The 23,901-nt window shown below is 59.2% G+C and carries 20 protein-coding genes; 3 read left to right on the top strand and 17 right to left on the bottom strand.

The annotated features are described in order from the left end of the window. Positions 1–21: 21 nt before the first annotated feature. The 7 genes from HMPREF2708_RS00695 to eccCa all read right to left on the bottom strand — a co-directional run bounded on the left by HMPREF2708_RS00695 (position 22) and on the right by eccCa (position 9,548). Entirely contained in the window at positions 22–1,944 is a 1,923-nt protein-coding gene (locus tag HMPREF2708_RS00695; RefSeq protein ID WP_070831120.1) for an acyltransferase family protein, read from the bottom strand. Positions 1,945–2,164: 220 nt separating this feature from the next. Continuing rightward, a complete protein-coding gene (gene rpsI, locus HMPREF2708_RS00700; RefSeq protein WP_016422091.1) occupies positions 2,165–2,725 on the bottom strand; it encodes a 30S ribosomal protein S9 in 561 nt (186 codons plus the stop codon). After that, positions 2,722–3,165: a 50S ribosomal protein L13 gene (gene rplM / locus HMPREF2708_RS00705; RefSeq protein ID WP_005509852.1), complete on the bottom strand. Its 444-nt coding sequence runs from the start codon at positions 3,163–3,165 to the stop codon at positions 2,722–2,724. The genes rpsI and rplM overlap by 4 nt, the downstream gene beginning before the upstream one ends. Before the next feature lie 317 nt (positions 3,166–3,482). Then, positions 3,483–3,770 carry a WXG100 family type VII secretion target gene (locus HMPREF2708_RS00710; protein ID WP_005509924.1) on the bottom strand — a complete coding sequence of 96 codons (288 nt, stop codon included), beginning with the start codon at positions 3,768–3,770 and terminating at the stop codon, positions 3,483–3,485. Between the two features lie 73 nt (positions 3,771–3,843). Then, on the bottom strand, positions 3,844–4,170 hold the full coding sequence (locus HMPREF2708_RS00715) for a WXG100 family type VII secretion target (RefSeq protein WP_005510029.1): 327 nt from the start codon (positions 4,168–4,170) through the stop codon (positions 3,844–3,846). 201 nt (positions 4,171–4,371) lie between these two features. Further along, positions 4,372–5,775 (bottom strand): type VII secretion-associated protein, encoded by a 1,404-nt coding sequence (locus HMPREF2708_RS00720; RefSeq protein ID WP_070831123.1) that lies wholly within the window; start codon positions 5,773–5,775, stop codon positions 4,372–4,374. Next, positions 5,775–9,548, bottom strand: coding sequence for a type VII secretion protein EccCa (eccCa, locus tag HMPREF2708_RS00725; protein WP_070831126.1), 3,774 nt, complete (start codon positions 9,546–9,548; stop codon positions 5,775–5,777). The genes HMPREF2708_RS00720 and eccCa overlap by 1 nt, the downstream gene beginning before the upstream one ends. A 272-nt stretch (positions 9,549–9,820) precedes the next feature. Here eccCa and eccD point away from each other — a divergent pair, with 272 nt between their 5' ends. Beyond that, positions 9,821–11,212 carry a type VII secretion integral membrane protein EccD gene (gene eccD, locus HMPREF2708_RS00730; protein WP_070831129.1) on the top strand — a complete coding sequence of 464 codons (1,392 nt, stop codon included), beginning with the start codon at positions 9,821–9,823 and terminating at the stop codon, positions 11,210–11,212. Between the two features lie 14 nt (positions 11,213–11,226). Continuing rightward, on the top strand, positions 11,227–12,465 hold the full coding sequence (mycP, locus tag HMPREF2708_RS00735) for a type VII secretion-associated serine protease mycosin (RefSeq protein ID WP_246840281.1): 1,239 nt from the start codon (positions 11,227–11,229) through the stop codon (positions 12,463–12,465). On the opposite strand, the gene eccB is transcribed toward mycP, so the two are convergent. After that, on the bottom strand, positions 12,424–13,866 hold the full coding sequence (gene eccB, locus HMPREF2708_RS00740; protein WP_070831135.1) for a type VII secretion protein EccB: 1,443 nt from the start codon (positions 13,864–13,866) through the stop codon (positions 12,424–12,426). The two genes, mycP and eccB, sit on opposite strands and share 42 nt — an antisense overlap. 115 nt (positions 13,867–13,981) lie before the next feature. On the opposite strand from eccB, the gene HMPREF2708_RS10810 reads away from it, so the two are divergent. Further along, positions 13,982–15,136 (top strand): hypothetical protein, encoded by a 1,155-nt coding sequence (locus HMPREF2708_RS10810; RefSeq protein ID WP_083321816.1) that lies wholly within the window; start codon positions 13,982–13,984, stop codon positions 15,134–15,136. Between the two features lie 589 nt (positions 15,137–15,725). Here the strand turns inward: HMPREF2708_RS10810 and HMPREF2708_RS00750 are convergent. The 9 genes from HMPREF2708_RS00750 to map all read right to left on the bottom strand — a co-directional run bounded on the left by HMPREF2708_RS00750 (position 15,726) and on the right by map (position 23,729). After that, on the bottom strand, positions 15,726–17,867 hold the full coding sequence (locus HMPREF2708_RS00750; protein WP_070831141.1) for a DUF6541 family protein: 2,142 nt from the start codon (positions 17,865–17,867) through the stop codon (positions 15,726–15,728). A 59-nt stretch (positions 17,868–17,926) separates the two neighbouring features. Continuing rightward, positions 17,927–18,796, bottom strand: a complete 870-nt coding sequence (locus HMPREF2708_RS00755; protein WP_070831432.1) for a tRNA pseudouridine synthase A — start codon at positions 18,794–18,796, stop codon at positions 17,927–17,929. 313 nt (positions 18,797–19,109) lie between these two features. Further along, a complete protein-coding gene (rplQ, locus tag HMPREF2708_RS00760; RefSeq protein ID WP_005509840.1) occupies positions 19,110–19,571 on the bottom strand; it encodes a 50S ribosomal protein L17 in 462 nt (153 codons plus the stop codon). A 37-nt stretch (positions 19,572–19,608) separates the two neighbouring features. After that, positions 19,609–20,634 carry a DNA-directed RNA polymerase subunit alpha gene (locus HMPREF2708_RS00765; protein ID WP_005509919.1) on the bottom strand — a complete coding sequence of 342 codons (1,026 nt, stop codon included), beginning with the start codon at positions 20,632–20,634 and terminating at the stop codon, positions 19,609–19,611. A 73-nt stretch (positions 20,635–20,707) separates the two neighbouring features. Continuing rightward, positions 20,708–21,313, bottom strand: coding sequence for a 30S ribosomal protein S4 (gene rpsD / locus HMPREF2708_RS00770; protein ID WP_005509964.1), 606 nt, complete (start codon positions 21,311–21,313; stop codon positions 20,708–20,710). 24 nt (positions 21,314–21,337) lie between these two features. Beyond that, on the bottom strand, positions 21,338–21,742 hold the full coding sequence (gene rpsK / locus HMPREF2708_RS00775; protein WP_005509761.1) for a 30S ribosomal protein S11: 405 nt from the start codon (positions 21,740–21,742) through the stop codon (positions 21,338–21,340). 3 nt (positions 21,743–21,745) lie between these two features. After that, positions 21,746–22,114, bottom strand: a complete 369-nt coding sequence (gene rpsM / locus HMPREF2708_RS00780; protein ID WP_070831144.1) for a 30S ribosomal protein S13 — start codon at positions 22,112–22,114, stop codon at positions 21,746–21,748. Positions 22,115–22,410: 296 nt separating this feature from the next. Continuing rightward, positions 22,411–22,632 carry a translation initiation factor IF-1 gene (gene infA / locus HMPREF2708_RS00785; RefSeq protein WP_016422077.1) on the bottom strand — a complete coding sequence of 74 codons (222 nt, stop codon included), beginning with the start codon at positions 22,630–22,632 and terminating at the stop codon, positions 22,411–22,413. A 296-nt stretch (positions 22,633–22,928) separates the two neighbouring features. After that, positions 22,929–23,729, bottom strand: coding sequence for a type I methionyl aminopeptidase (map, locus tag HMPREF2708_RS00790; RefSeq protein WP_070831147.1), 801 nt, complete (start codon positions 23,727–23,729; stop codon positions 22,929–22,931). Positions 23,730–23,901: the final 172 nt, after the last annotated feature.

The raw sequence follows: 23,901 nt of genomic DNA on the forward strand, positions 1-23,901 counted from the left end.
ACACTACTAACTAGATTTTTATTAGATTCCGCAGGTGTCCGGAATGCGTTTCTTGTTCTTCGCATACTGCTGGAAAGCATCGACCACGGCATCGGCATAGACCTCGGCGCCATCCGGGGTCGGGTGGATAAGGTCCGCGCGCAGCTTGGACAAATCGTCACGCACACCATGGCACCAGTCAGCCACATAGACATTGTCGCGCTTCTTTGCCGAGTCGAGGACTTCCTTCTCCGACTGCGGCATCCACACGCGATCACCGTACGGGTTGATTAGGACAATGATGCGGTCTTCACCCAGCGAATCAAGGATCTCATCCAACAGGTGTTCGTCCGACGCCGCAGCCGACTGGTTGATACCAAGACCCAGCACGACGAATGGATCGAGCGTGCCCGCCGCCTTCATACTGGCGATAATCTCCGGCGCGGCCGGATAACCACGGGAAACAGCCGCATCGATGTAGATGTCGGGCAGCTTCTCCTCCAACGCGGTCGCCGAGGCGAGCATCACAGAGTCGCCGATAGCAGTGATCTGGTCACCACGCGGCATAACGCGCTTGGCCAACTCGGCCTCCTCCGCCTTTTGCGCCAGCGCGCGGCGCTCTGCCGCCTCCTGTAGCTGCGCCTCCAAACGCGTCATCTTCGGTGCCGTGGCCATTCCCACAACTGCACCAATCACGACGACCAGCGCCAGCCCTGCTGCAACGCGCGGCTTCCAGGAACCGGCAAACTGCGTGCCCGAAAACTGCGCCATCCAACGGCGGTAACCCATCCGGCGAATTGGCGATTCCACATTCTTGTACGACCAATTCGCCAAAAGCAGCGATAGCGCAATACCTGCGCAGGCAGCGAGGTTCTCATACTGCATGGCCTCATTGCGCTCCAGCAGTTCACGGATGAGCACAATGACCGGCCAGTGCCAAAGATACAGCGAGAAAGAAATCTTTCCCAGCCAGCACAGTGGCTTGAACTCAAAAATCTGACGCACGGGTGAAACACCGCGAACGACGAGATAGAGAATCGCCGCCGACAGCAACGACGCGAACACCAACCCACCGCGGTAAGTCGCCGACGCGGTATCTGACATCATCAGCAAAACCAACGACAGGAAAATCAGCGGCAGCGAGGCCACTACGAAAGCCTGGGCAGAACTGCCAAAGAAATCCCGCAGCAAGGGTTCTGTGCGTGGCCAGGAGTCCGCTTCCGCGCGTGACGACGTCGACGTCAACCACAATGCGAGAGCCGCGCCAAGCAGGAGACCAAAGGCGTGAGTATCGGTACCGTAGTAGACCCGCGTGGGGTCAACCTTCGGATCGTAGAGTGACACCATCCACACGAAAGAAGCAACCGCGCCAATGCCCGCCACTGCTGCCAGCTTGCGAGATGCCAGCTTCAGCGCGAGAAGAGCCACAAAGACTAGTGGCCAGAGCAAGTAGAACTGCTCCTCTACCGACAGTGACCAGTAGTGGGCTAGCAGCTGCACACCAGAATCAGCGAAATAGGACTGAGAGCCCGCAATCTGCGTCCAGTTATTGACGAAAAAGACCGTGCCGAGAAACTGCGTCGACAAGCCAACAGCGGGATCACCGCCAACCAGACCTGCGACGGCGATGGAAATAAATAACACAAACATCGCAGCCGGGGCGATGCGTCGCAGTCGACGGAGCCAGAAGTCCTTTAGATCGATGCGCCCAGTGACCGCGCGTTCGCGCACCAGCAGCGAGGTGATAAGAAATCCGGAGAGCACGAAGAAGATATCCACGCCGATGTAGCCACCGGGCAGCACATTATCGAAGTAGTGGTAGATCACCACTGTGGCAACGGCCAGACCGCGCAGCCCATCAATGCCTGGTACGCGTCGAATGCGGAAGGGATGCTTCACCACCGACGATGAGCTAGAGGAACTTTTCGCGTCGGAGGTCTTGGTGGCTGTGGTGCTCACCGCCATACGGTTTCCTTCTTCCCATCGCACTGCAATCGCACTGCAATCGCACTTCCATCGCACCGCGAAAAACGATTCTCGTGGCAGTTTTTAACGGATAAAAGTCTAACGTACGGGGCTTGTCCCGAAAATGCAGCCATGCCTGGTCACGGCGGACTTTAACCCAAAAAAGCACCCCGGCTTGCGTGTAATACGCAAACTGAGGTGCTTTTCGAAGCAGTAAAGCTTAACGCTTGGAGTACTGCGGTGCGCGACGGGCCTTGTGCAGACCAGCCTTCTTGCGCTCGACAGCACGGGCGTCACGGGTGAGGAAGCCAGCCTTCTTGAGAACGCTGCGCTCCTCCGGGTTGAACTCGTTCAGGGCACGAGCGATAGCCAGGCGCAGAGCACCGGCCTGACCGGACGGGCCACCACCGTTGATGTTGGCCTTGATGTCGAACTGGCTCTCGCGCTCGACCAGGACCAGCGGGTCCTTGATTTCCTGCTGGTGCAGCTTGTTCGGGAAGTAATCCTCGAGCTCGCGACCGTTGCAGACAATCTTGCCGGAACCAGCGGTCAGAACGACGCGGGCGACAGCGCGCTTACGACGACCGACCGTCTGAATCGGACGATCCAGGGTCAGCGGTGCAGCCGGAGCAGCCTCAGCCTCGGTCTCAGTAGCAACTGCATCGCCGATGGAAGAGGTGAACTCTTCGGTGGCAGCAGCAGCGGCAGCCTGAACATCATCGTAGGAAGCCTCGGTGGCCTCTACGTTCTGGTTCTCATTGACGTCCTGTGGGTTGGTCACTGTGCCACCGCCTTGATCTCGTAGTTTTCAGGCTTCTGACCGGCGAACGGGTGCTCGGAGCCGGCGAAGACGTGCAGCTTCTTGATGGACGCACGCGAAAGCTTGTTGTGCGGCATCATGCCCTCAATAGCCTCAGCGATAACGCGCTCCGGGTGAACCTCGAGGGAACGACCCAGGGTCATCGACTTCAGGCCGCCCGGGAAGCCCGAGTGGCGGTAGCGCATCTCACGTTCCCGCTTGTTAGAGGAGACGTGCACCTTATCGGCGTTGATGATGATGACGTGGTCACCGCAGTCGACGTTAGGGGCGAAGTAAGCCTTGCCCTTACCGCGCAGCAAGTCTGCGGCGTGAGTAGCCAGACGGCCGAGAACAACGTCGGTAGCGTCGATGACGTACCACTTGCGCTCGATGTCACCGTCCTTCGGATGGAAAGTAGACAACATGACTCCTTTTAGGGTCCGTGTAGATTTGCCAGCCACCGTGCACACTGTTGTTATTCCCCGGCGGCCGGTGGAGACCCGAGGCAACATTCACGTGTGCGCACACAATTTGGCTACTTTACCTTGAGATGGCGCTAGAACAAAAATGCCAAAGCCAGTCTCAGCTGCAAACCACTGAGACTGGCTTCCCCCCCCGGAGTGCTGCTAGCAAGAATACTTCAAAGGCAGATACCTAATTGAGGAACTCAATTGAGCAAATGTCCTCCCCTCCCCCCGGTTACATAGCTCAATCAAAAGTACCTCAACCAGGATCCAAGCTATCCCCAGCTAGCTGCCGCACGGCGGTTAATATCCGCCATTCGCTGACTACCTGCGCTGACAGTATCCGCGATAGTCGTGAGAATCATATTAAGCTCCTCCGCTGCTGTGTCCCATTCACGCTGAGCCTCCTGGTAAGAATCCGAAGACTCACCCTCCCACGTAGAGACCATCGGCGCGATGCGCTTCTTCAAATCTCCGAGCAGCCCGTTGATAGTGCCAGAAGTGGAACGAATGTCATCCGCAGCACCGTCGATGCCGCCGAAGCTGTACCTAATTGGTTGCATTAAGAACCCTTTCCCCAAAAGGTGATGTGTGTTGTGTGATTCAGTGTTGTAATTGTGCGATCCGCCAAAACGGTTAGAGGTTCAGCAACGACGCACCCGCTGCTGCCACCTGCTTGAACGACGACGCCCCCTCGTCCTCGCCCGCATCGAAGCTGCTGGAATTTGCGCGGATGTTATCCGCGATATCCGTCAGCGCATTGGATAGACGCATAGCTGCGTCATCCCAACGAAGCATCAGATCATCGAAGCTGTCTTTAGCCTGGCCCTTCCATTCCCCCGCCAGACCGTCCACGACGCCGCGAATGCGCCCCAGCTCGCCCTGTACTTCCGAGTTGACGCCATCGACGTCCCCTGCGGTAGTGGTCATTTGATCTGATTCGGCTGCAAATAGGTTTGCCACTGTTTCCCCCTTTTTCGTGTTGAGTGACTGATTAACGACGGCATTTTTACCTCCCCGCGCGAGCCAGCCAGCTTCCCGCGTTAAAAACCCGTCATATTGTTTGGCGCGAAAAACCCCGATTCGGTTCCATTTTGGTTTTCCGACCTTTACCCCTACCTACCCCCGCCCCGCCCCAGTCACCTTCTCTACGCCCCTTGCGTATTACGGCACCGGCCGAGCGCTTACTACTGCCTGGTCGCATACGGGCCGTACCGGCGCAATAGTCCTTCCTCTGAACTGGCACCCCACACTGACTTGAGTTCCGTCCATCACTTTGTGATGCCAGAGCACTATCGAATTACCTGACGGCAGCCGCTCTTCTACGACTACGACATCGGCGCCCAGTACTTGCCTGCGTTCCGGCGCGGACTTTGTCTCATCCCCGGCAACGGAGCTGCTCAAAGCTGCGGCTAGATGTTCAAGCGCCATGTCCTGCGAAAGCGGATTAGCGAGCACCAATACGCGCATATCTCCGCCATCCACCGCAATCAGACGGTCGAACGGGCTTGCCGAGTCAAGCTCCCACCCGCCGGGAAACCGAGCTTCCACGCCCGCATTGGCCAGCGTGACTACTGGAGCAGAATCGGGAACCGGTTTCGATGTGGGTGGAGGCGTAGTTACAGGTGGCGTAGTTACCGATGGCGTAGTTACAGGAGGAGCCTGTGCGTGCGATGTCTCACGCTGCTTCTGCCTCCCCTCGTTCTCCCTGACTATGCCGCCACTAATGATCCATGCAGCAATCCCAACAATCAGCACCACCACCGTCAACAAACCAACGGCAGCTACTGACACAACTGCGCTTTGATTCGACACTGCGCTGGCTTTTTCCCTGGCCGCAGGACGCCTCCCCGCGAAATCCTCCAATTGCTCCACTTCGCCGGTTTCAGCGTCGCCGATGCTTTTCAACCAGGCCGGATTTACGCACTCCCCGAGCCGCGAGGCTGGGCAGTCGAAGACTAAAAATCCACGGTCGCGCAGACGATCGACTAGTAGAGCTCGCCGCGGTTTCGCTAGCCCAGGTGGAACTTCGCCGACGATGAACTCAATATCCTCCTGCCAGCGGGGCGGATACTCGGTAATACCGCGCCCACCGCTAACTTCCACATCATCAGGTATCCCCTGGGGCACATCCGGATACATGGTCAGCTGATAAGCCAGCGCAATAACTGTTTCCACCAGCGGTGCGCCGTCGTTCGCTCCGACCAAATGTGTCATCCGACTGTCAATGTGCCCACCGCTCAGGCGAGTGACACAGACACGCGTTTCCTCTACTTCCACCAACACGCTATGAGACACAGTTGCCTCATCGAGTTCCACAACGGCGTCGGCAAGCGTCAGGATGTACGGATTGAGTTCGGCAGCCAATAGTGCGGAGGCCAGCCGGCACTGTCGCACAGCACCCCAATAGCTGGGCACAATGACTGTTTGCATGCTCTCGAGAAGCGGTCTCGGGCCATGCACAGCCAGTTCTGCTGTGTCTGCAGGTGCCGCGAGTCCCCACAGGTGCCAGGTACCGTGGCGCAGCGTCGGGGTCTGCGTGGTGTAAGGAGATTCGACCCGAATCATCAACTGTCCTCCTGGTCACCAGCAGTATCCAACCAACCCAACTGCACAACCTGCGGACTCTGGCCGTGCGCCACCCAATAGCCACGACCCGGCGGCTGTTCGCAGGGCTTTACGCCGAGGATGGGGCCGTCGTCGCGTGTGCCGTCCATGACAAAGACGCTGGCGCCCTGATCCTTAACCGCACCCATGACCGGGTCGTGGAGGGAACGCAACGCCCCGCTGATTCGACGGGCGAAAAAGATATTGAGCCCAATGTCGGCGGCGTGAGCGATGACTTCTGCCAGCGGCTGCAAGGGGTTACCCCGTGAGCCAGCCACGAGGTCATAGTCATCCACGATGACATTGATGGTTGGACCACTCCACCAATTTCGGGCCTTCAACTGCGCTGGGGTGATATCCGGTTGCGGGAGACGAGCCTTCAGTACCTCTGCCAGCTCTGCCAGCATGGGCGTCGCCACCGCAGCCGAGCCCGCATAGCCGGCCAGCCGCTCTTGGGGCACGGCCTCCATTAGCCCACGGCGGTAGTCAATCACGACGAATTTCGAGTCCGACTGCGAGTACCGCAGCTGGTGAACGATGCCCCTCAGCGCGGCGGTTCTGCCACTGCCCGCCGAACCGAATATCAGTAGGTGGCGATCCTTTTCGGGGTGGAATATCACCGCGCCCAGACCGGCTTCTTCGAGACCCACTGCAATCGCACCTCTCGTCGCGGCCGCTGGTCGCGGCAAACGCGCAATATCAATCCGCCGCGGCAACAACTGGAGCTTGGGCGCCTGCTCACCGTGCGGGACCATCTCTACAATCCGCTTGGTGTCCGCAGCGCCGGTGAGAGCTACCAACATCGCAAACCCGCCCGGCGCGACCCCACGTCCTGGGCTCTCCGGCACCAGCTCCGCTGCCTTACGATCAATCATTGAATCCATCGACTCCGCCTGACGCAGCTCAATCCGAGTACCAATCAGGTCGCGAACGGCAGGTCTCATGTCCGTCCACCGATGGGCTGTGAGCAGGACATGAATTCCCACCGCCAATCCATCTGCAACCAGCGTCTGCACATCGTCACTCAGCGCCGGAAACTCCGTTTTGAACGCACCCCAGCCGTCAATGACCAACACCGAATCTGGCTGCCCTGCCGCCCGTGCTGCTTCCGACGAGAGCCATCCATTAGTGCGAAAGAGCTGTTCCCGACGACTTACCTCACGACGCAAAAAACCAAGCGTACGGCGAATAAGCTCCTCGTCTCCGCGGTGTGCAACCGACGCGACATGCGGCAACTCAGCCAGGTCGCTCAAGCCGCCCGCACCACAATCAACGATATAAAAATGCAGGTCACGGGCGCTGATGCCGTCGGCAAGCGCGAGGACCGCTGTGCGTGCAGCAGTGGTCTTTCCTGACCGCGGTGCTCCGACGATTGCCACGTGCCCGCCGGTCGTGCGCAGGTCAATACGCAGTGGGTCTTGACGCTGAAACAGCGGCTTGTCCACCAGCCCAATCACACCGGTCAACCGCTGTCGCGGCAGCTGCTCGTCGGGCTGAAGCTCGATGGCCTCCGGTAATGGTGGCAGCCACACGCGATGCGCACGTGTCGGTACGTGCGACACCGCTGCCACCACGGCACCGAGCACCGTCTGCTCCGACGTTTGTGCAGGCGGATCCACCATTCCACCATCGCTTGACGACGCGCCGAAAGCCTCCCGCGTCCAATTTTCAGCGGTAAACTCAGCGACAGCTGCGACCTGGCCCTGCAGCCCCTGCTCTGCCCCAGCCGTCGCACCGTCAACAGGCTGCGGACGGACCACCGGACCGGAAACATACGCCGACCGAAAACGCACCGGCTCGGCGGCAGCAGATTTGATATACCCAATGCCCGGGATGGCCGGCAGATGATAGGCATCCGGAACCCCCAGCACGCTGCGGGACTCCGCGACGGAAAAGGTCTTCAACCCAATGCGATAGGAAAGATGGCTTTCCAGTCCGCGCAAGCGGCCTTCCTCCAGACGCTGACTGGCCAGCAGCAAATGCATGTGCAAACTGCGCCCCAACCGACCAATCGCAACGAAGAGCTCAGCAAACTCCGGGCGTGCGGAGAGCAGCTCCGAAAACTCATCCACCACAATCAACAACGCGGGCATAGGTGGCGCATCTATCTGCCCAGCGCGCCGGGCCTGTTCATAGTCGCTGACACCGGCGAAATTCCCCGCAGCGCGTAGCTGCTCTTGGCGCCGCGTCATCTCACCGCGCAGTGCGTCTTCCATGCGGTTGACCAGGATAAGCTCCTGCTCCAAGTTGGTAATCACCGCCGAGACATGAGGCAATTGATCCAGTCCCAGAAACGTCGCACCGCCTTTGAAGTCCACCAGCACAAAGTTCAACTGATCCGGACTGTGCGTGGCTGCGAGCCCTACCACGGTCGTTCGGAGGAATTCCGACTTACCCGATCCTGTGGCACCAACGCACAGACCGTGTGGGCCCATGCCGCCCTCGGCGCTCTCCTTAAAATCCAGATAGACCGGCGCGCCGCCGTCATCAGCCCCAACGGGAATACGCAGACGAGCACTGCCAGAGCGCGGTCGGTAGCGCAGAGTTGTCGGAGGCGGATACAACCCGAGCTCCTCCATCACCGGATCTTCCGAGGTCTTAACAGAATCATCTGCGCTTGTTGGCACTTCAAATCGCGCCAAGCTCCGCCCAAGAACCTCCGCTTCTGCTGGACTCAGCTGATCAGGTACACCAATCTCCTCCCTTCCGGACGCGGTTTCCGCATGCACAGCAGTAGTGGAAACGACCAGCGCGATGCCATGGTTAACCGCGGCCTCCCACAACGTTGACTGCGCTTCCACGACGGTCAGCAGCACTACCGAGGTCTCCGACCCCGCCGCGTCAAAAATCGGTGTCAGTTCAGTGACATCGAGCTGTCCGCTCGAATCCGCCAGCACAATCAGCACTGCAGCTGGCAGTGTGTCGATAGCCGTGAGTAGCTCCGTCAGCTGCGCACACGTCGCTGCCCGCAACCGCGCTGAGCCACAGGCATCAGTAACTGCGGGGTGTCCGTGGTGTGGTGTCCATTTCAGCCATTCCCACCCATCTCCCACAACTGCAATCAGGCAATCCTCCGGATGATGCAGCGCAGCGGCTTGGGCGACCATCGCTCGAGCCAGCCCCTGCGCCGCGGTATCTCCAGTGAGGGCGATAATCTCAAAGGCCGACACATCTATGGCAAAGGGCACTCCCTCAACCTGACGAGCCGATCGAATAACTTCCCGCAGTGCTACGGCGGAAACCGGATCCAGTTTCTCGGGCGCCGGAATCGCCGGCGGTGTCACAGGCGTTGCGGGCTGCTGCGTTGCCACCCCGATGCGCAGCTGCAAGAAATCCGGGTCCCCCTTTCGGCGTTCGCACGCCCGCCCCATCGCCCCCAGCTGCCACAGAGTTCCAGGCCGAGGGTGGATAAACTGCGCCGATTCACGCTGCATCCTCGCTGCTTTCGCCACCGCCCGGCGAATACTGGACAAATGCCTCTGATAGTCCTTCCGCGCCGGTGCCATGTCCTTATTTCCCGCCCCGCCCGACACCATCATGCCCACAGTGGAAAACACCATCATCAGCGGAAACATAAACGACATCGGGTTACGTCCCATCCCAGAGACAAACATCAACACCACCATGCCAACCACCGCCACGACCATGATCAACGGCATGAGTGCACGCATCAGCGGCACCGGCTGTGGCTCCGGCGCTTCCGGTGGCGCATCCGGCGCGATTGTGCCCGTCATAGGCTGCGGCCCCGCTTTTCGGGTAGCCGAAATCCCCGCCCGTGCACTAGTCACAAAAATCCCCCCGCTATGTGTCGCCCCTTGTGTTCACTCGACGGCCAATCCCCCGACCAATCGGTGTACGCATAGCTTAAAACACACTCCGGATTCTCGCAGCGCATGACCGAGACTGATAGCGGGGGCACGCGCAGTTACTACCCCGAGTAGCGCTCTAACGAGTTGTACGCCACTCTAGAGGGACTAAAGCATGCAGAATTCATGGGGGGAAATACATGCTGGGGGAACTCATTCGCGTGCGCATTGATGCCGCACACATGCCCGAGGACGCCAACCGAGCACACGCAGACCTTGCGTTACCGACCAACGTCGCAATCGCCGCACTCGTACCGGATATCCTGCAAATTTTCGATATCGACATTGCGGACTTCCCGCTGGCACAGTGGCAGCTACGGACCGCCGCTGGCACGGTACTGCTTGCCGACGACACCCTGAACGATGCCGGTATTGCGCCAGGCGAACGCCTGGTTGTTATCAACGACCCAGGGCCCGTGCCCAAACCTCGGCTCTTCGATGCCGCCGATGCTATTACCGACACCACCTATACCGACGGTATCGGTACGGCTGATTTGGTTGTTGGCTGTACCGCCGCCCTCGTGGCCACAGCTTCAATTGCAGCTGCCTCACTGAGCTTGAGCAGTACCGATTCCACACTGGCCGCGGCAATCAGCTTCATCGCGCTGCTGGCAGTAGCCGGTGGACTGCGCCTGGCTCTGTTGCGTAGCGCAAAACCGGCGATTGTCATGTCCCTGGAGCTGCAAGTGCTCATTCTGGGCACCGCTTCGGGGCTCTGCTTCGTTGGCCTCGACCTACACCGCATACTCACCGACTGGCCGCCGACTGTTGCGATTAGCGTCGCGCTTGCCGTCACCGGTTTGGTTTTTCTCATTTCCAATACCGACGACGGCGACAACCGCATCACTGTTACCCTGGGCGCCGCGGGTCTCAGCGCTGCAGTTACCTTCGGTATTTACGCTGCGGCTGTCGCACTTTTCCAGAACTCGGTTCAATCAGGAGCACTCACCGCTGCTAGTGCAGTCATCCTGATACTGCTGGCACCTTCCCTGGCTATCAAAGCTGCCGGTATTCGCGTACCCAAAGTCCCTGCCGCCGGAGAGAGCTTCGATGACAGCGAAACTCCCGAAATATCCCACACCGCACCTAAGCGAGCGGGTTGGATTCTCGACGGCATCCTCTGCAGTGGCACCGGAAGTCTCAGCATTTTCACCCTGGTGGTACTTTTCTCCGGAGCCTATGCGAACAGGTGGTGGCCTCTGGGCATGGCTGCTGCTGTCATAGTCTTTTGTGCAATTCACTCCCGCGGCCAAGCCCGGAAAGTAGCTTCCACCTGCACTGCTTTAGCTGGTCTTGCCGTCATTGTGGCTGTCGCCTTTCAACAGTGGTTCGAAGGCAATTGGCCAGTTTCCGCTGGCCTTGTCGTCCCAATGCTTGCAGCCACCGCCTTAGCCGCATTTCCAGCGTCACGCATCTCACCTACAACGCGCCGCATAGCTGAGCTAACCGAGGCCTGCAGCATCGCCGTCATTCTGCCCATTGCGGCCATCATTGCCGAACTCCCTGAGTTCGTAAGTGGGTTCTTCCAGTGAAAAACCCACTTTTCATGAATGCCATAAAACCCCGTCTCACCGCCACGACCGCACTTTCCACAGTGCTTATCTCCACGTTGACGGCGGCCACCGCAGTAGCACCGTCGGGCATCGCACCAATAGCGGCTGCCCAGAACAGCCAGGACTGCGTGGCCACGATGCTGTCGTCGGAAAGCGCACTGCGTGAACCGACAGTGATCGAAAAAACTCTTCGGTTTCGCCAAGCATGGCAACTGACGACGGGTGCGGGGATTACGGTGGCGGTGATCGATACCGGGGTCTCACCCAATGAGCGCCTGGGCGAGGTTCTCGACGGTGGCGATTTTGTCGACGGCAACAGCGGGTTCGTAGACTGCGACGGTCACGGAACTCTAGTAGCCGGCATTATTGCAGGCCGGCCCGGTGCCGATGGTTTCGCGGGACTGGCGCCCGACGCGCACGTGTTGTCGATAAGACAAACGGCCGATGGCGAAGGCAATTTGGAGTCGCTGGCACAAGCTATCGACAGGGCCGTCGCGGAGGGCGCGAGGGTTATCAATATCTCGCTCACATCGTGTGCCCCGGCAGGTGTAATGCCCCAAGGTGCAACGGATGTTGCCGAGAGCGTCGCACGTGCGGAAGCCTCAGGCGCCGTAGTGGTCGCAGCGGCAGGAAATAAGGGCGATAGTTGTCAGGCCGGATCCGTAGCGTGGCCCGCAGTCCTGCCGGAGGTAATCGCAGTATCAGCAGTACAGTTCGACGATGCTGGCCAAGCACAACCCGCGGAGTATGCAGTCACGGGACAATGGGTCAATGTCTCCGCTCCCGGCGGCCCCGTACTCGGTCCCGATCCGCGCACCCCTACCGGCCTCATAGACCGCCACGTGTTCGGGTCCGGGGATAACACCCGAGCTCAGCAAATCGCCGGCACCAGTTTTGCCACGCCAGCCGTGTCGGGAACGGCTGCCCTGCTGCTGGCACGAAACCCAGAGCTTTCCCCAGCACAGGTTCGCGACATCATCCTTAATTCCGCGAGCCCAATTAGTTCCGACCTCGGCCTTGGTCGCGGCATCATTGCACCGTATGACGCTCTGATTTGGACCACTGTGGACACCGCTGCGCAGCACGACGCCAATCCCGCTACCGCACCGGCTCCGCCGGATCTGCTTTCTTCGCAGGAGCGCAACGCACCGCTCCGGGCGACTGGTTTGCTCCTGATATGCGCGCTCGGCCTAGGTGCCTGGCTGCTCTCGCGTCCCAGACAGCGGCCCTAGCGCCGCCTGCTTACTCAGCTCAGGGCCTCCGCGCAACGCGGCCAGCACTTCCCAGTCCACTGGTCGCGTGCCACCGCTATCGGCATTGGTTGATGCATTAAACCCGAGGGCAGCCAACGTCGTGCGATCGTGCACAGCAAAGCGCATCCCCTCTGGCGAAATGACGTGTACAGCCCCATTTACGCTTACTGCGATTGAGCTGCGCTCACGGCTGCGACCATCCACGAAACCGTCGACGGCCACACCCGAACCGTCGGCATGCGGGTAATCCACGTGCCGCCCCTCCGGAGCATGCTGCGACCACTGCACGAGAGCTTGCGGCCGTCCTGCTATCCGGCCGGTACACAACCAGCCATCAGCATCGGCAAACGTCAACGGCTTTTCAGGTAGTCCTGGGACTACTGGCGCATTCGCTACGGGAACTGCCGCCAGCTGCCCTTCACTGGCCTGCAGAACTGGACTATGCGCAGCTAATAGCTCTCCTAGCACCGGGGAGAGAATCGCGGCACCATCGTCAAGCACGATAACGCGCCGCTGCCCGACCTCGACCACATTGCCGACTGTGTCGAATGGGGCGGCGAAGTGTGTGGGTGCGCCGCGGTTTGGAATTGCTGGCGCGGCCAGAATCGGAACTTCCGGAATCGTTCTGAGCAATGCAGGGCTGACAGGCCGGACTGCGGAGCGCTCCAACCCCAGCGCTCGAGAAACAGCGGCGTGCTCCGGGTGGTTGATATCCAACCGCGAGCGGTAGCCCTGCGTAATCAACCAGAGGTTTTGGCCATCGGCAACAACGGCACTGTCCGAGTGAGTCCGGGTAAGCTGCTGCGGTTCACCACGTACTTCCTCAAGACGCGCAAGTGACTCTGCAACAATCCACGGTTGCCCGAGGTCTTGCACCGTCCGCTCGCATAAAGACAGTGCCAGCTCCGGCGCGCCTGCGCTGCCCTTCTTGGCAGCTCCCGAGGCCCCAGAGCCTGCCGGCGCGGCCGGAACTGCTGGTGCGCCCTCAATCCCAACAGCAAAACTGATGTCCTCTTTGTCCAACTCGCTACTGCGCACCCGTTTCGGCTCAGCAGGATTGCCCAAAATTAACCGCGCCGATGCGAGATTCGCGACTGGATGCAATCGACCATTGACACGTACATGTAGGCCCTCCGACCCCGACACGACAATCAGCTGCTCATTGGAGCTAGAACCGCCCTGCGGTCGCACCAACGACAGCACCGCAGTACCGGCGGCCAGTAAAACCACCAGCGCACAGCCAATAAACAGTGCTCGGGTTCGCGTGCGCAGAGGGTCGTGCAGCATTCGCGAATCCGCACGCACAAGCGCATGCTCAATCCGACGAATCAAGAATCGATGACCGCTGACCTGGCTAGGCGTGGTCGGTGTACGTGGCATGAGTTTCCCCCCAAAACTATTCCCCCAAATAATCTCTACCCTGCAGAGTAAGCCAGGCCGCGCTACTGTGCGACCAGGGGAATTTTAGTGGGGAACATATTGGGGGGATTTTCACATGCCATTGTCATTGTGGCTGCTCATTACAGCAATAATCATCACTGCAGGCGCGCATGTCCCTGTGCGCGGACGCAGCCTTCGCGACCGTCTGCGACGCACCGAACCAGGACAATTCATCGGACTACGTCTCACACCAGGCCTGCGTAGCCAGCTAAGCGCTGCGGATATCGTCTCGCTTGCCGACGACAGCCCGGTGACCCTGGATGCGCTGTGTTTTTATCACATTGCGCCGGAAATCCGCGGAGAGCATGCGCACCGCTACTTCCGAGCGGCCGAACGCTCCGGCACAAACCCTGAGCCCTGGACACATCTGGTGGCAACTCTTCCGGTGGAAGCCTCCACTGACAAAGCCCTACGCTTCCTCATCCACAGGCTGGGGACCCTTGGCATTCGCGCACGGCGATTAACGGCACAGGAGTGTGCTCTGACTGAGAGCTCTGCGGAGGTAGTACAGCTGCGCCGCACTGGACGCTCTCATCATGTGGCGGCGTTGGGGCGCAAACCGCACCTGTGGTTAAGCCGACAACGTGACATCGCTATCACTAATGGTCCGGCGCAGGTCATAGGGGCCGGGAGCAGTGGACAAACCATCACAATGTGTCCGGCGAACCTCCCCCGATTGGAGGTCGACTGCGGAAATCAGGACATTTGCGAGTTGCTCATCGGAATGCTCTCGCTCGGCTATCGAGTAGGAATTCGCACGTCCCGTCCACATTTCTTTACTGTGGCTCTTGATCTGGGCGCAGTACTTCTCGCGCGAGCTGGAGACGACACCGTCGATGTGGTTGTCGTCGAAGAGTATGAGCCCGACCTGCGTACGGGAATCGCGAGGATCATCGCGGTCAGTCGTGCAGGTTCGCCCACGGCAGCAGCATCGGAAAAGCCAGCTTCGTGTCCTCGACTGGTGATGGGCGAATTCACCTGGACGCTATCTACCTCACGCACTACCGATGAATTGCAGCCACTGGCTATGCGGGCAACTAGCGGTTCAGTCCCGGAATCAACGCGCCCAAATCTGGCAGACCCTCCGGCGCCGGGGAGCCGTCAGGCTCATCCTGCTGCGCTGGGTCATTCGGAGCGCCATTTTCTTGGCCACCCGGCTGACCGCCTGCTGCAGGAGGCACATCCTCCTTCGGCATCTGTGCACCGGTGACATTGCCATTGTCGATAGTGGCAGCTCCCGCTGGTCCCGAGCACTCCAGAGTCGACGGGCCATAGGCCGCGCAGCTGTATCCGAATGCGTTCAACTGAGAATTCGCTGGTAGCGTCTTCATCTCACCCGCCGGCGGGAAAGTAAGGACCTCGTAAGTAACTCCCCCCGGGTTCCAGGACACAGCATTGGCGGGAACCTTGTTCCCCGTGCCGTCATCGACCATCGGAGGATTGGCAAGATTCACCTGACAGGCCAAGTAGGCGTCACCGCTCAAATCGTTGAGGAAGCAACGTGTCGTGCCATCCTCCAACTGAAAGAGTCGAGTATTTGGGCCGTCCGCCGGAGTGTAATCCGCATCATTGACCTGGGTGATTGCAGGAGTTTCCGTCGGCGTCTCTGATTCTGTCGATTTCGTCGACTCCTCAGTCGGTTTCGGCGGAGTCGAGGATTTAGTCTTTGCGGAAGAACTGACGGAGCGATTCGAGACTTCCGGCTTAGCCGGCTCGTCGTCTCCACATCCGGCCAGCGCGAAAGTCATCATCACACCGGCTGCGATTGTTGCCATAAATTTATTCATCCGCATGGTGTCCTAACCTACCCGACCATCGCTCCATCCCCTAGTAGCCGAGGGAGGAATTACTTCCGGAGAACTAGCTCGCATCTCGTCGATGCGTTCTGGCGTAATCACATCATTGAAAGCGAAGATGGTTACTTCCCTATCTCGATAAACAGGGGTTACCCCTGGAGCTACCCAGAGCCCTTCACCAGGAAACTCTAAATCCTCCTTGGAATCCCAAATACCAGGGGGTGACAAATAGATGAATCCCACGTTCAGCTTTCGGGCTGAGCGATCGACATCGTTCACCCCATCCGGCCGATCGGGGTCTGGAAAACCGAGGTAATCAGCGTGCCAATACAGCATTGAGGTGGCAGTCCACTTATTCGCCACTGGCCAGTCATAGTGCGGGAACACTACCGGCAGATCATTGCGAGCGTACATCCAGCTGGACCCCTCCGGCGGATTCGTAAACGTGCGGTACTTATGTGCCTCCGGCTGCTCGGCCAACCAATCAAATGCCTTCAAGTCAGCATTGGAAATGATTTGCCATTCTCGAGGGCTCTTGTAGGCGAAATCCGCAGCGCTAGCATTAGACGCCACTCCATAGACCACAAGTACAGCAGAGCTCACCGTCGCTAAGCTCAACCCCAGAACCCGCCCCGTCGATGGCACCTTTGACTCACTAATTCGAGCCGCCCACGCGCAGCCCCACGCCACGGCGATACCCGCAAACGCGGAATACAGATACGCGGTGACCATCACCAACCGGTGAGGCGTCGAATAGTGAAGATCCGTATACAGCGCGAGAATATCGCCCGGCACGCCACCAAAATGGTTGAGCGCGTGGGTCGTCATCAACGCCGAAACAAACCAGGCCGGTACTACCCACACCCGTCGGCGCGAAGTACCTGCGAAAACCAAAACCGCCATCCCGATGAAACCGAGGATGATAATTGGCCAGAACGGCCGGAATTCCTCAGTGTGGCGAGTCAGCATTGTGGCGCCTCGATACCACGCATCGAAACGATCGAGGTCGTCTACTTCAGCGCTAACCGCACGCACATCCTCGGTCTGAGAAGTTCCCGTAAGCCACTGCGGCAGTAGAACTGCCACTGCTGGCACAAAGGCGGCTGCAATCACCGCGACGTCGTAAAGCTTGGCGCGAACTGCACCCAGTTCAGGATGCGCGGGACGCGGCAGGCGGTAGCACAACCACCAGATTGCACCGAGCATAACGACTGTAGGCACCGATGCCGGATGGAGCTCTCCGATACCGATTATCGCAAAAGCGGCGCTCAAGATGCGCTGAGGTGTGTGTGGGAGCGACGTAACAAAGGCAAAAACGGTAATCGCTAGTGCAATCGAGACCTGGTACGGCCAAGCCCCCACGAAGACCCCGACGGGCATCAATACCGGAAGCGCTGCGGAAACAAGCGCCGCAACCCCCGCGGCAACGGCGGTGGACAGCTTTTGGCGATCAATAATTCGCCAGGTCAGCGCCGCAGCAGCCGTGGGTATGGTCACGGCCGGAATGATAATGCCGAGGTAATTGACCGCCTCGGTGATTGGTAGACGGACAATCAGTACCCAAAGCGCACCGAACGCATGCCATGCGGCGGGATAGTAGGACACCGACTGAGTTTCCACATTCTGGATCTCGCCCATCCTAGTGGCCGAGGCCATGCCGTCTTCCGTAATCGAACGGAGCACACTTGCATGCCAGAGTGTGTCCCAGCCTTGCTGGATGGTCGCCATCCCCTCGGACATTGAAGCGATGCGGCCGATAGCGGTCCACGTGAGAACCGCCGCTGCGATGATGACCCCGATACTTGCGATTAGCCCATAGCCCAACTCGCGCCATCGACTTGCGGCGAGCGGCTGCGCCTCGGCCGACGCCGAGCGATCAACACTACCGCGACGCCGCCGAATCAAAGCGCTGCCGCCACTCCAGCAAAGCGCGAGAAGTAGTGTCACGGCCCAGCAGATAGACGCACTGACCAAGGTAAAGCGCACATCGATAGCGCCGAGCGCCCACCCTGCGGTGCCTGCGATACCAAACGTCACCGCAGGACCGAGGGCCAGCGCCCACGGTGTACGAACGCCGCTGGCTCGCACTACAGCAGCGCCGGGGATTACGAGCAGCGCAACCAAGCTAACAATTGCCCACACCACTACCGAACACTCCTCCTACGGTCACTTTCTTCAGGGAATATTACCGAGAGCTTGTACATTTAAGCCTCGTCCACATCTGTCCGGACATCACGACGTCCGCGAGTCTGCTCCGCCCTGGCCGCCAGATCCGCATCTCCGGGGTAGTCAACACCTACCAGGCTGAGCCCACGGGCCTCTGCCACCGGGACCAACGGGGAACGCTTCTCTTCGCTCAACAACTGCTCAGTGAATCCAACCTCACGCCGCCCTTCACCGACGCTAAGGCAGGCCCCAACCAGTGAGCGCACCATAGACCAGCAGAACGCGTCAGCAGTCACATGGGCCTCGTACAGCTCTGGCTCTTGCCTCGTAGATACGTCGAACCACTGGAACCGCTGTAAATCTCTAGTGGTTGTCGCATGTGGCTTGTGTCGACAAAAAGCGGCGAAGTCATTGAGCCCCAGTAGAGCATCAGCTGCCACCTGCATGCGGTCGATATCCACTGACCGTCGCCAGTGGGCCGTATCGCGAGCACGGGTAGGAAGCGGGCCACTGACGCAACTAGTGACACGATAGACATAATGCCGACGTAACGCAGAAAAGCGGGCATCGAAGCCCGAGGGCGCAAACGAGGCGCCCCGAAGCGTCACGTCCGCGGGCAATAGTCGCGCTACACGACGAACCAAATTACCCGGGTCCCCTGCGATAGAACGTGTGTCTAAACAGGAGACAGGAACATCTGCGTGAGCCACCTGACCGGAGGCATGAACGCCGGCATCTGTACGACCGGCCACAGTCAGTTGCACTGGAGTGCGCAACACCTTCTCCAGAGTGGATTCCAACGTCGCCTGCACAGTCCGCACAGGTTCTCCCGTAGGCTTATCGCGCTGAGCAGCCCAACCGTGGAAATCTGTCCCATCATAGGCAATGTCAAAACGCAACCGAACCAGGTCGGAGGCGGTACTCCCCGTAGCGGCACGATCGGGAGAATCGCACGGGGTATCCGGAGTCGTTGGCGTAAGTGATGTCACGGTTAACAGATTGTAGCCGCGACCCCGGATTAGAAAATCACCACTTTCCACCGAAGGGCCTCCGTACAGCTCTCAATGTTGGTACGTAACCTTCGGTGTAACCGGAGACAGAACTGGGGTCGGGCGCTGTGCGCCGTCGTAAAGCACAAAGAACCCCCGGTAGAGCGTTCAGATATGAACTACTCGACGGGGGTTCAAAGCCGTGACGGCCAAAAGCCGTCGGCGAGGGGAATTACTCCTCCTCTGCAGCCTCAGCCTCAGCCTCTTCGGCCTTTGCCTCTTCAGCCTGCTTGGAAGCAGCGGCGCGAGTTGCGCGAGTTGCCTCAGCAGTTGCGGTCTCTTCCTCAACCAGAGCGATCAGAGAGATCGGGGCGTTGTCGCCCTTGCGGTTACCCAGCTTGATGATGCGGGTGTAGCCGCCGTCGCGATCAGCGAACTGCGGACCGATCTCATCGAACAGCTTCTTAACTGCGTAGTTGTCGTTGAGCAGCTTGGCAACGTTGCGGCGATCTGCGAGAGTGCCGCGCTTTGCCTTGGTAATCAGCTTCTCAACGTACGGACGCAGCAGCTTGGCCTTGGTATCGGTGGTCTTAATCTTGCCGTGCTCGATGAGCTGCTTCGCGAGGTTGGCCAGAATCTTCTTCTGGTGCGAAGCGGAGCCGCCGAGACGGGAACCCTGCTTAGGGGTAGGCATAGGTATCTCCTCGTTTTAATGAAGTCGCGTCGGTGAACTACTCGTCGTAGCCAGCGCTTGCGCCATCAGTCCAGTCAGCGTCATCGCCCGAGGCAGCGTCCAAATCAGCGACAGCAGCCGGGTCGAAGTTGTTCGGGGAATCCTTCAGAGCCAGGCCAAGCTCAGCGAGCTTTTCCTTGACCTCATTGATGGACTTGTCACCGAAGTTGCGGATATCCAGGAGATCCGACTCGGTACGAGCAGCGAGCTCACCGACAGTGTGGATCTCCTCACGCTTGAGGCAGTTGTAGGAGCGCATAGAGAAGTCCAGATCCTCAATCGGAGTCTGGTACGCAGCGACATCCTCAGCCTCGCGCGGGCTCGGGCCAATCTCGATGCCCTCAGCAGCCTCGTTCAGCTCACGTGCCAGACCGAACAGCTCAACCAGAGTCTTGCCTGCCGACGCCATTGCGTCGCGGGCGGTGATCGAGTTCTTGGTCTCGACATCGATGATCAGCTTGTCAAAGTCGGTGCGCTGCTCAACACGAGTAGCCTCCACCTTGTAGCTGACCTTCAGAACTGGCGAGTAAATCTGGTCCATCGGAATGCGGCCGATTTCGCCACCGGAGTTCGGGGTCGCCGGCACGTAGCCACGACCACGCTCAACGATCATCTCAATTTCCAGGCGACCGGATTCGTTGAGAGTAGCGATGTGGTGATCCGGGTTATGAATCTCCACACCTGCTGGGCACTCAATGTCTGCAGCGGTCACCGCGCCTGCACCTTCGCGACGCAGGTAAACGGTAGCCGGCTCGTCGAACTCGCTCGAGAGCACCAGGCCCTTGATGTTCAGGATGATGTCGGAGACATCTTCCTTCACGCCCGGGATAGTGGTGAACTCGTGCAGCACACCGTCGATGCGGATGCTGGTGACTGCAGCGCCCGGAATGGACGACAGCAACGTACGACGAAGAGAGTTACCGAGGGTGTAACCGAAACCCGGCTCCAGCGGCTCGATAACGAACCGGGAGCGAGAGGAATCAATGTAGTCCTCAGTCAGCGTTGGGCGCTGGGAAATGAGCATTTTCGAAAATCCTCCAGGTGGCGACCGCTATATGACGCCATAGGGAATGAATGGATGCAAGCGAAGTTGGTTATTACTTCGAGTAGAACTCGACGATCAGCTGTTCCTGAAGCGGAATGTCGATCTGTGCGCGTTCCGGGGTCTGGTGCACGAGGATGCGCAGGGACTCAGGAACAACCTGAAGCCATGCCGGGACGACAGCGTCGACCAGGTTCTCCTGTGCCTCTTCGAACCAAATCATCTTCTGCGACTTCGGGCGCACGTCGATGATGTCGTACTGGCTTACCTGGAAGGACGGCACGTTGATCTTCTTACCGTTAACGGTGAAGTGGCCGTGGGAAACCAGCTGACGAGCCTGGCGACGGGTACGAGCCAGACCAGCGCGGTAGACAACGTTGTCGAGACGCGACTCCAGCAGGACGACGAGATTATCGCCAGTCTTGCCCGGACGACGGTGAGCCTCGGCGTAGTAGCGACGGAACTGCTTCTCCATCACGCCGTAGGTGAAACGTGCCTTCTGCTTCTCCTGGAGCTGGAGCAGGTACTCCGACTCCTTGATACGAGCGCGGCCAGCCTGCCCCGGAGGGTAGGGACGACGCTCAAAGTTCATGTCGCCACCGACGAGGTCGACGCGGAGACGACGGGACTTACGGGTTGCGGGACCGGTATAACGGGCCATTTCTGTTCTCTCCTTACCCTATTCCTAGACGCGACGACGCTTCGGCGGACGACAGCCGTTGTGCGGCTGAGGGGTCACATCCGAGATCGAGGACACCTCAAGGCCAGCGGCCTGGAGGGAACGGATGGCGGTTTCGCGGCCCGAACCCGGACCCTTAACGAAAACGTCAACCTTCTTCATACCGTGATCCATGGCCTTACGAGCAGCGTTCTCGGCGGCCATCTGAGCAGCGAACGGAGTGGACTTACGAGAGCCCTTGAAACCGACGTGACCAGAGGAGGCCCACGAGATAACAGCGCCCTTCGGGTCCGTGATGGACACGATGGTGTTGTTGAAGGTGGACTTGATGTATGCGTGGCCCTGAGCCACGTTCTTCTTTACAACGCGACGGCCGGTACGACGGCCGCGTGCGGACTTCGGAGCTGCCATGTTTTACTTCTTCTTTCCGGCGATCGTCTTCTTCGGACCCTTACGCGTACGTGCGTTGGTCTTGGTGCGCTGACCACGGACCGGCAGGCCACGACGGGGGCGCAGACCCTGGTAGGAACCAATCTCAATCTTGCGGCGGATATCAGCCTGAACCTGGCGGCGGAGATCACCCTCGACCTTCCAGGTAGCTTCAATCACGTCACGCAGCGCAGCAACCTGCTCATCAGTGAGAGCGTCGGTGCGCAGATCCGGAGAGATGCCGGTCTTCTCCAGCAGCTCATTAGCACGGGCGGGGCCGATGCCATAGATGTAGGTAAGAGCGACCTCCATACGCTTGTTGCGTGGCAGGTCAACTCCAGCAAGGCGTGCCATACGGCAATTTCCTTCCGGTTGATGCGGTGGTTTACTCCACTGCCATCCTTCCCAGACCCGGCTTACTCGGTCGGACGCCGAGTCGCGTAGGTGTTATAGAAAGGCTCCAGCCACCGTTGCCGGAGGTATTCTCGCTTACTTCTGTGGAAAAGCTTTCATAAAGAACCGCCGCGCCGAACTGCTGAGGCACCAGGCCTCAACATCACGCGGACGTCACCAGAAGCAGCTAGGACGGTGGAGTTTCTGTCTAGTTAGTAAATGAGCCCATAACCACTACCAACAGTGGTCAGGTCGATTTACTTGTAGCGGTAGACGATTCGCCCACGCTCGAGATCGTACGGAGAAAGCTCCACTACGACTCGGTCTTCCGGGAGAATACGGATGTAGTGCTGGCGCATCTTGCCACTGATATGGGCGAGCACCTTGTGCCCGTTGTCCAGCTCCACTCGGAACATCGCGTTCGGCAAGGGCTCGACGACGCGACCCTCAACCTCAATTGCGCCTTCCTTTTTAGCCATGTCCTCCACGTCTCTCTGGCGGATACCCGGGACAATCCCGGCACCAGTTGGGAAATCTCTACTCTGCCTGGCGTTTTAGCAGTTCCGTGCAGGGATAATCACCGCTGCAGCGACACTGCGTCCACACCATCGCCCAACTTTACACGCGACCTGCGTTTTTACCAAATACGACCACTCTGGGGCCGCCTGCACGCGACGGCAGGCGGATTCACCCCACGGTGACAGAGGCCATCGCGTCTCAAGTGGCAATATTCTGACCTTTGTTCTGACCTTTCGCGTGGCCCCTCACGTACTAGTTATTCATATCGAGGAGTCAAAATACGGGGGCCGTCCGCTGTGGCGGCAACTGTGTGCTCCCAATGGGACGCCGGCATTCGATCAGCGCTGACGACCGTCCAGCCGTCGTCGAGCTCATCGCTACCCCACTCGCCGCCGAGAATGAGCATCGGTTCGATGGCCAACACGGAGCCTTCGACGATGCGGGGGCCCTTGCCTGCTTTGCCTTCGTTGGGGAGGAAGGGATCCATGTGCATCTCGCGCCCGATGCCGTGCCCGCCGTAGCCATCGACGATGCCGAGTTCAATATCGTGGCGCAGTTCAGCCTCACGGGTGGCCATTTCAAGCGCATATGAAATATCGGTGAGGCGAGCACCCGGCACCATCGCCTTAATACCTTCGGAGAGGACCTCCGACGTCGCGATGTTTAGTTTTTCGACACTTTCACTCAGCTTTCCGACGCCGAATGTCAGTGCCGAATCGCCGTGCCAACCGTCCAGAATTGCGCCACAGTCAATCGAGACCAGGTCACCTTCGGATAGAACTGTGGCCGAGGACGGAATGCCATGGACGATAACTTCATTCACGGATGCACAGATAGACGCCGGGAAACCTTCATAACCAAGGAAAGATGGCGTTGCACCCGCATCGGTAATGACCTGATGCGCAATCTCATTGAGATCCGCCGTGGTCACCCCTGGCTTAGCAGCATCTCGGCAGGCCAGCAACGCACGACCGACAATCTCGCCGGCCGCTTGCATTGCGTCCAACTCCCCCTCGGTGCGGGCGGGAACTACTTTGCGGCGGCGTCGAAAACTCATCACGTTGGTTGAGTCTACTCTGACTCAGAAGGGCACCACCGGCTAGCCGCATCCCACCACCTACGAAGGCACCGCTACCCCAAGGCAGCACTCTGCTTCATGTATTTCTGCATGGCGTTGCATGGGAATTTTTATGGAAGTTCATTCGTGACAGTTGATCCGCAATCGACTT

The organism is Corynebacterium sp. HMSC073H12, from assembly GCF_001837775.1.
GTDB classification, from domain to species: domain Bacteria; phylum Actinomycetota; class Actinomycetes; order Mycobacteriales; family Mycobacteriaceae; genus Corynebacterium; species Corynebacterium amycolatum.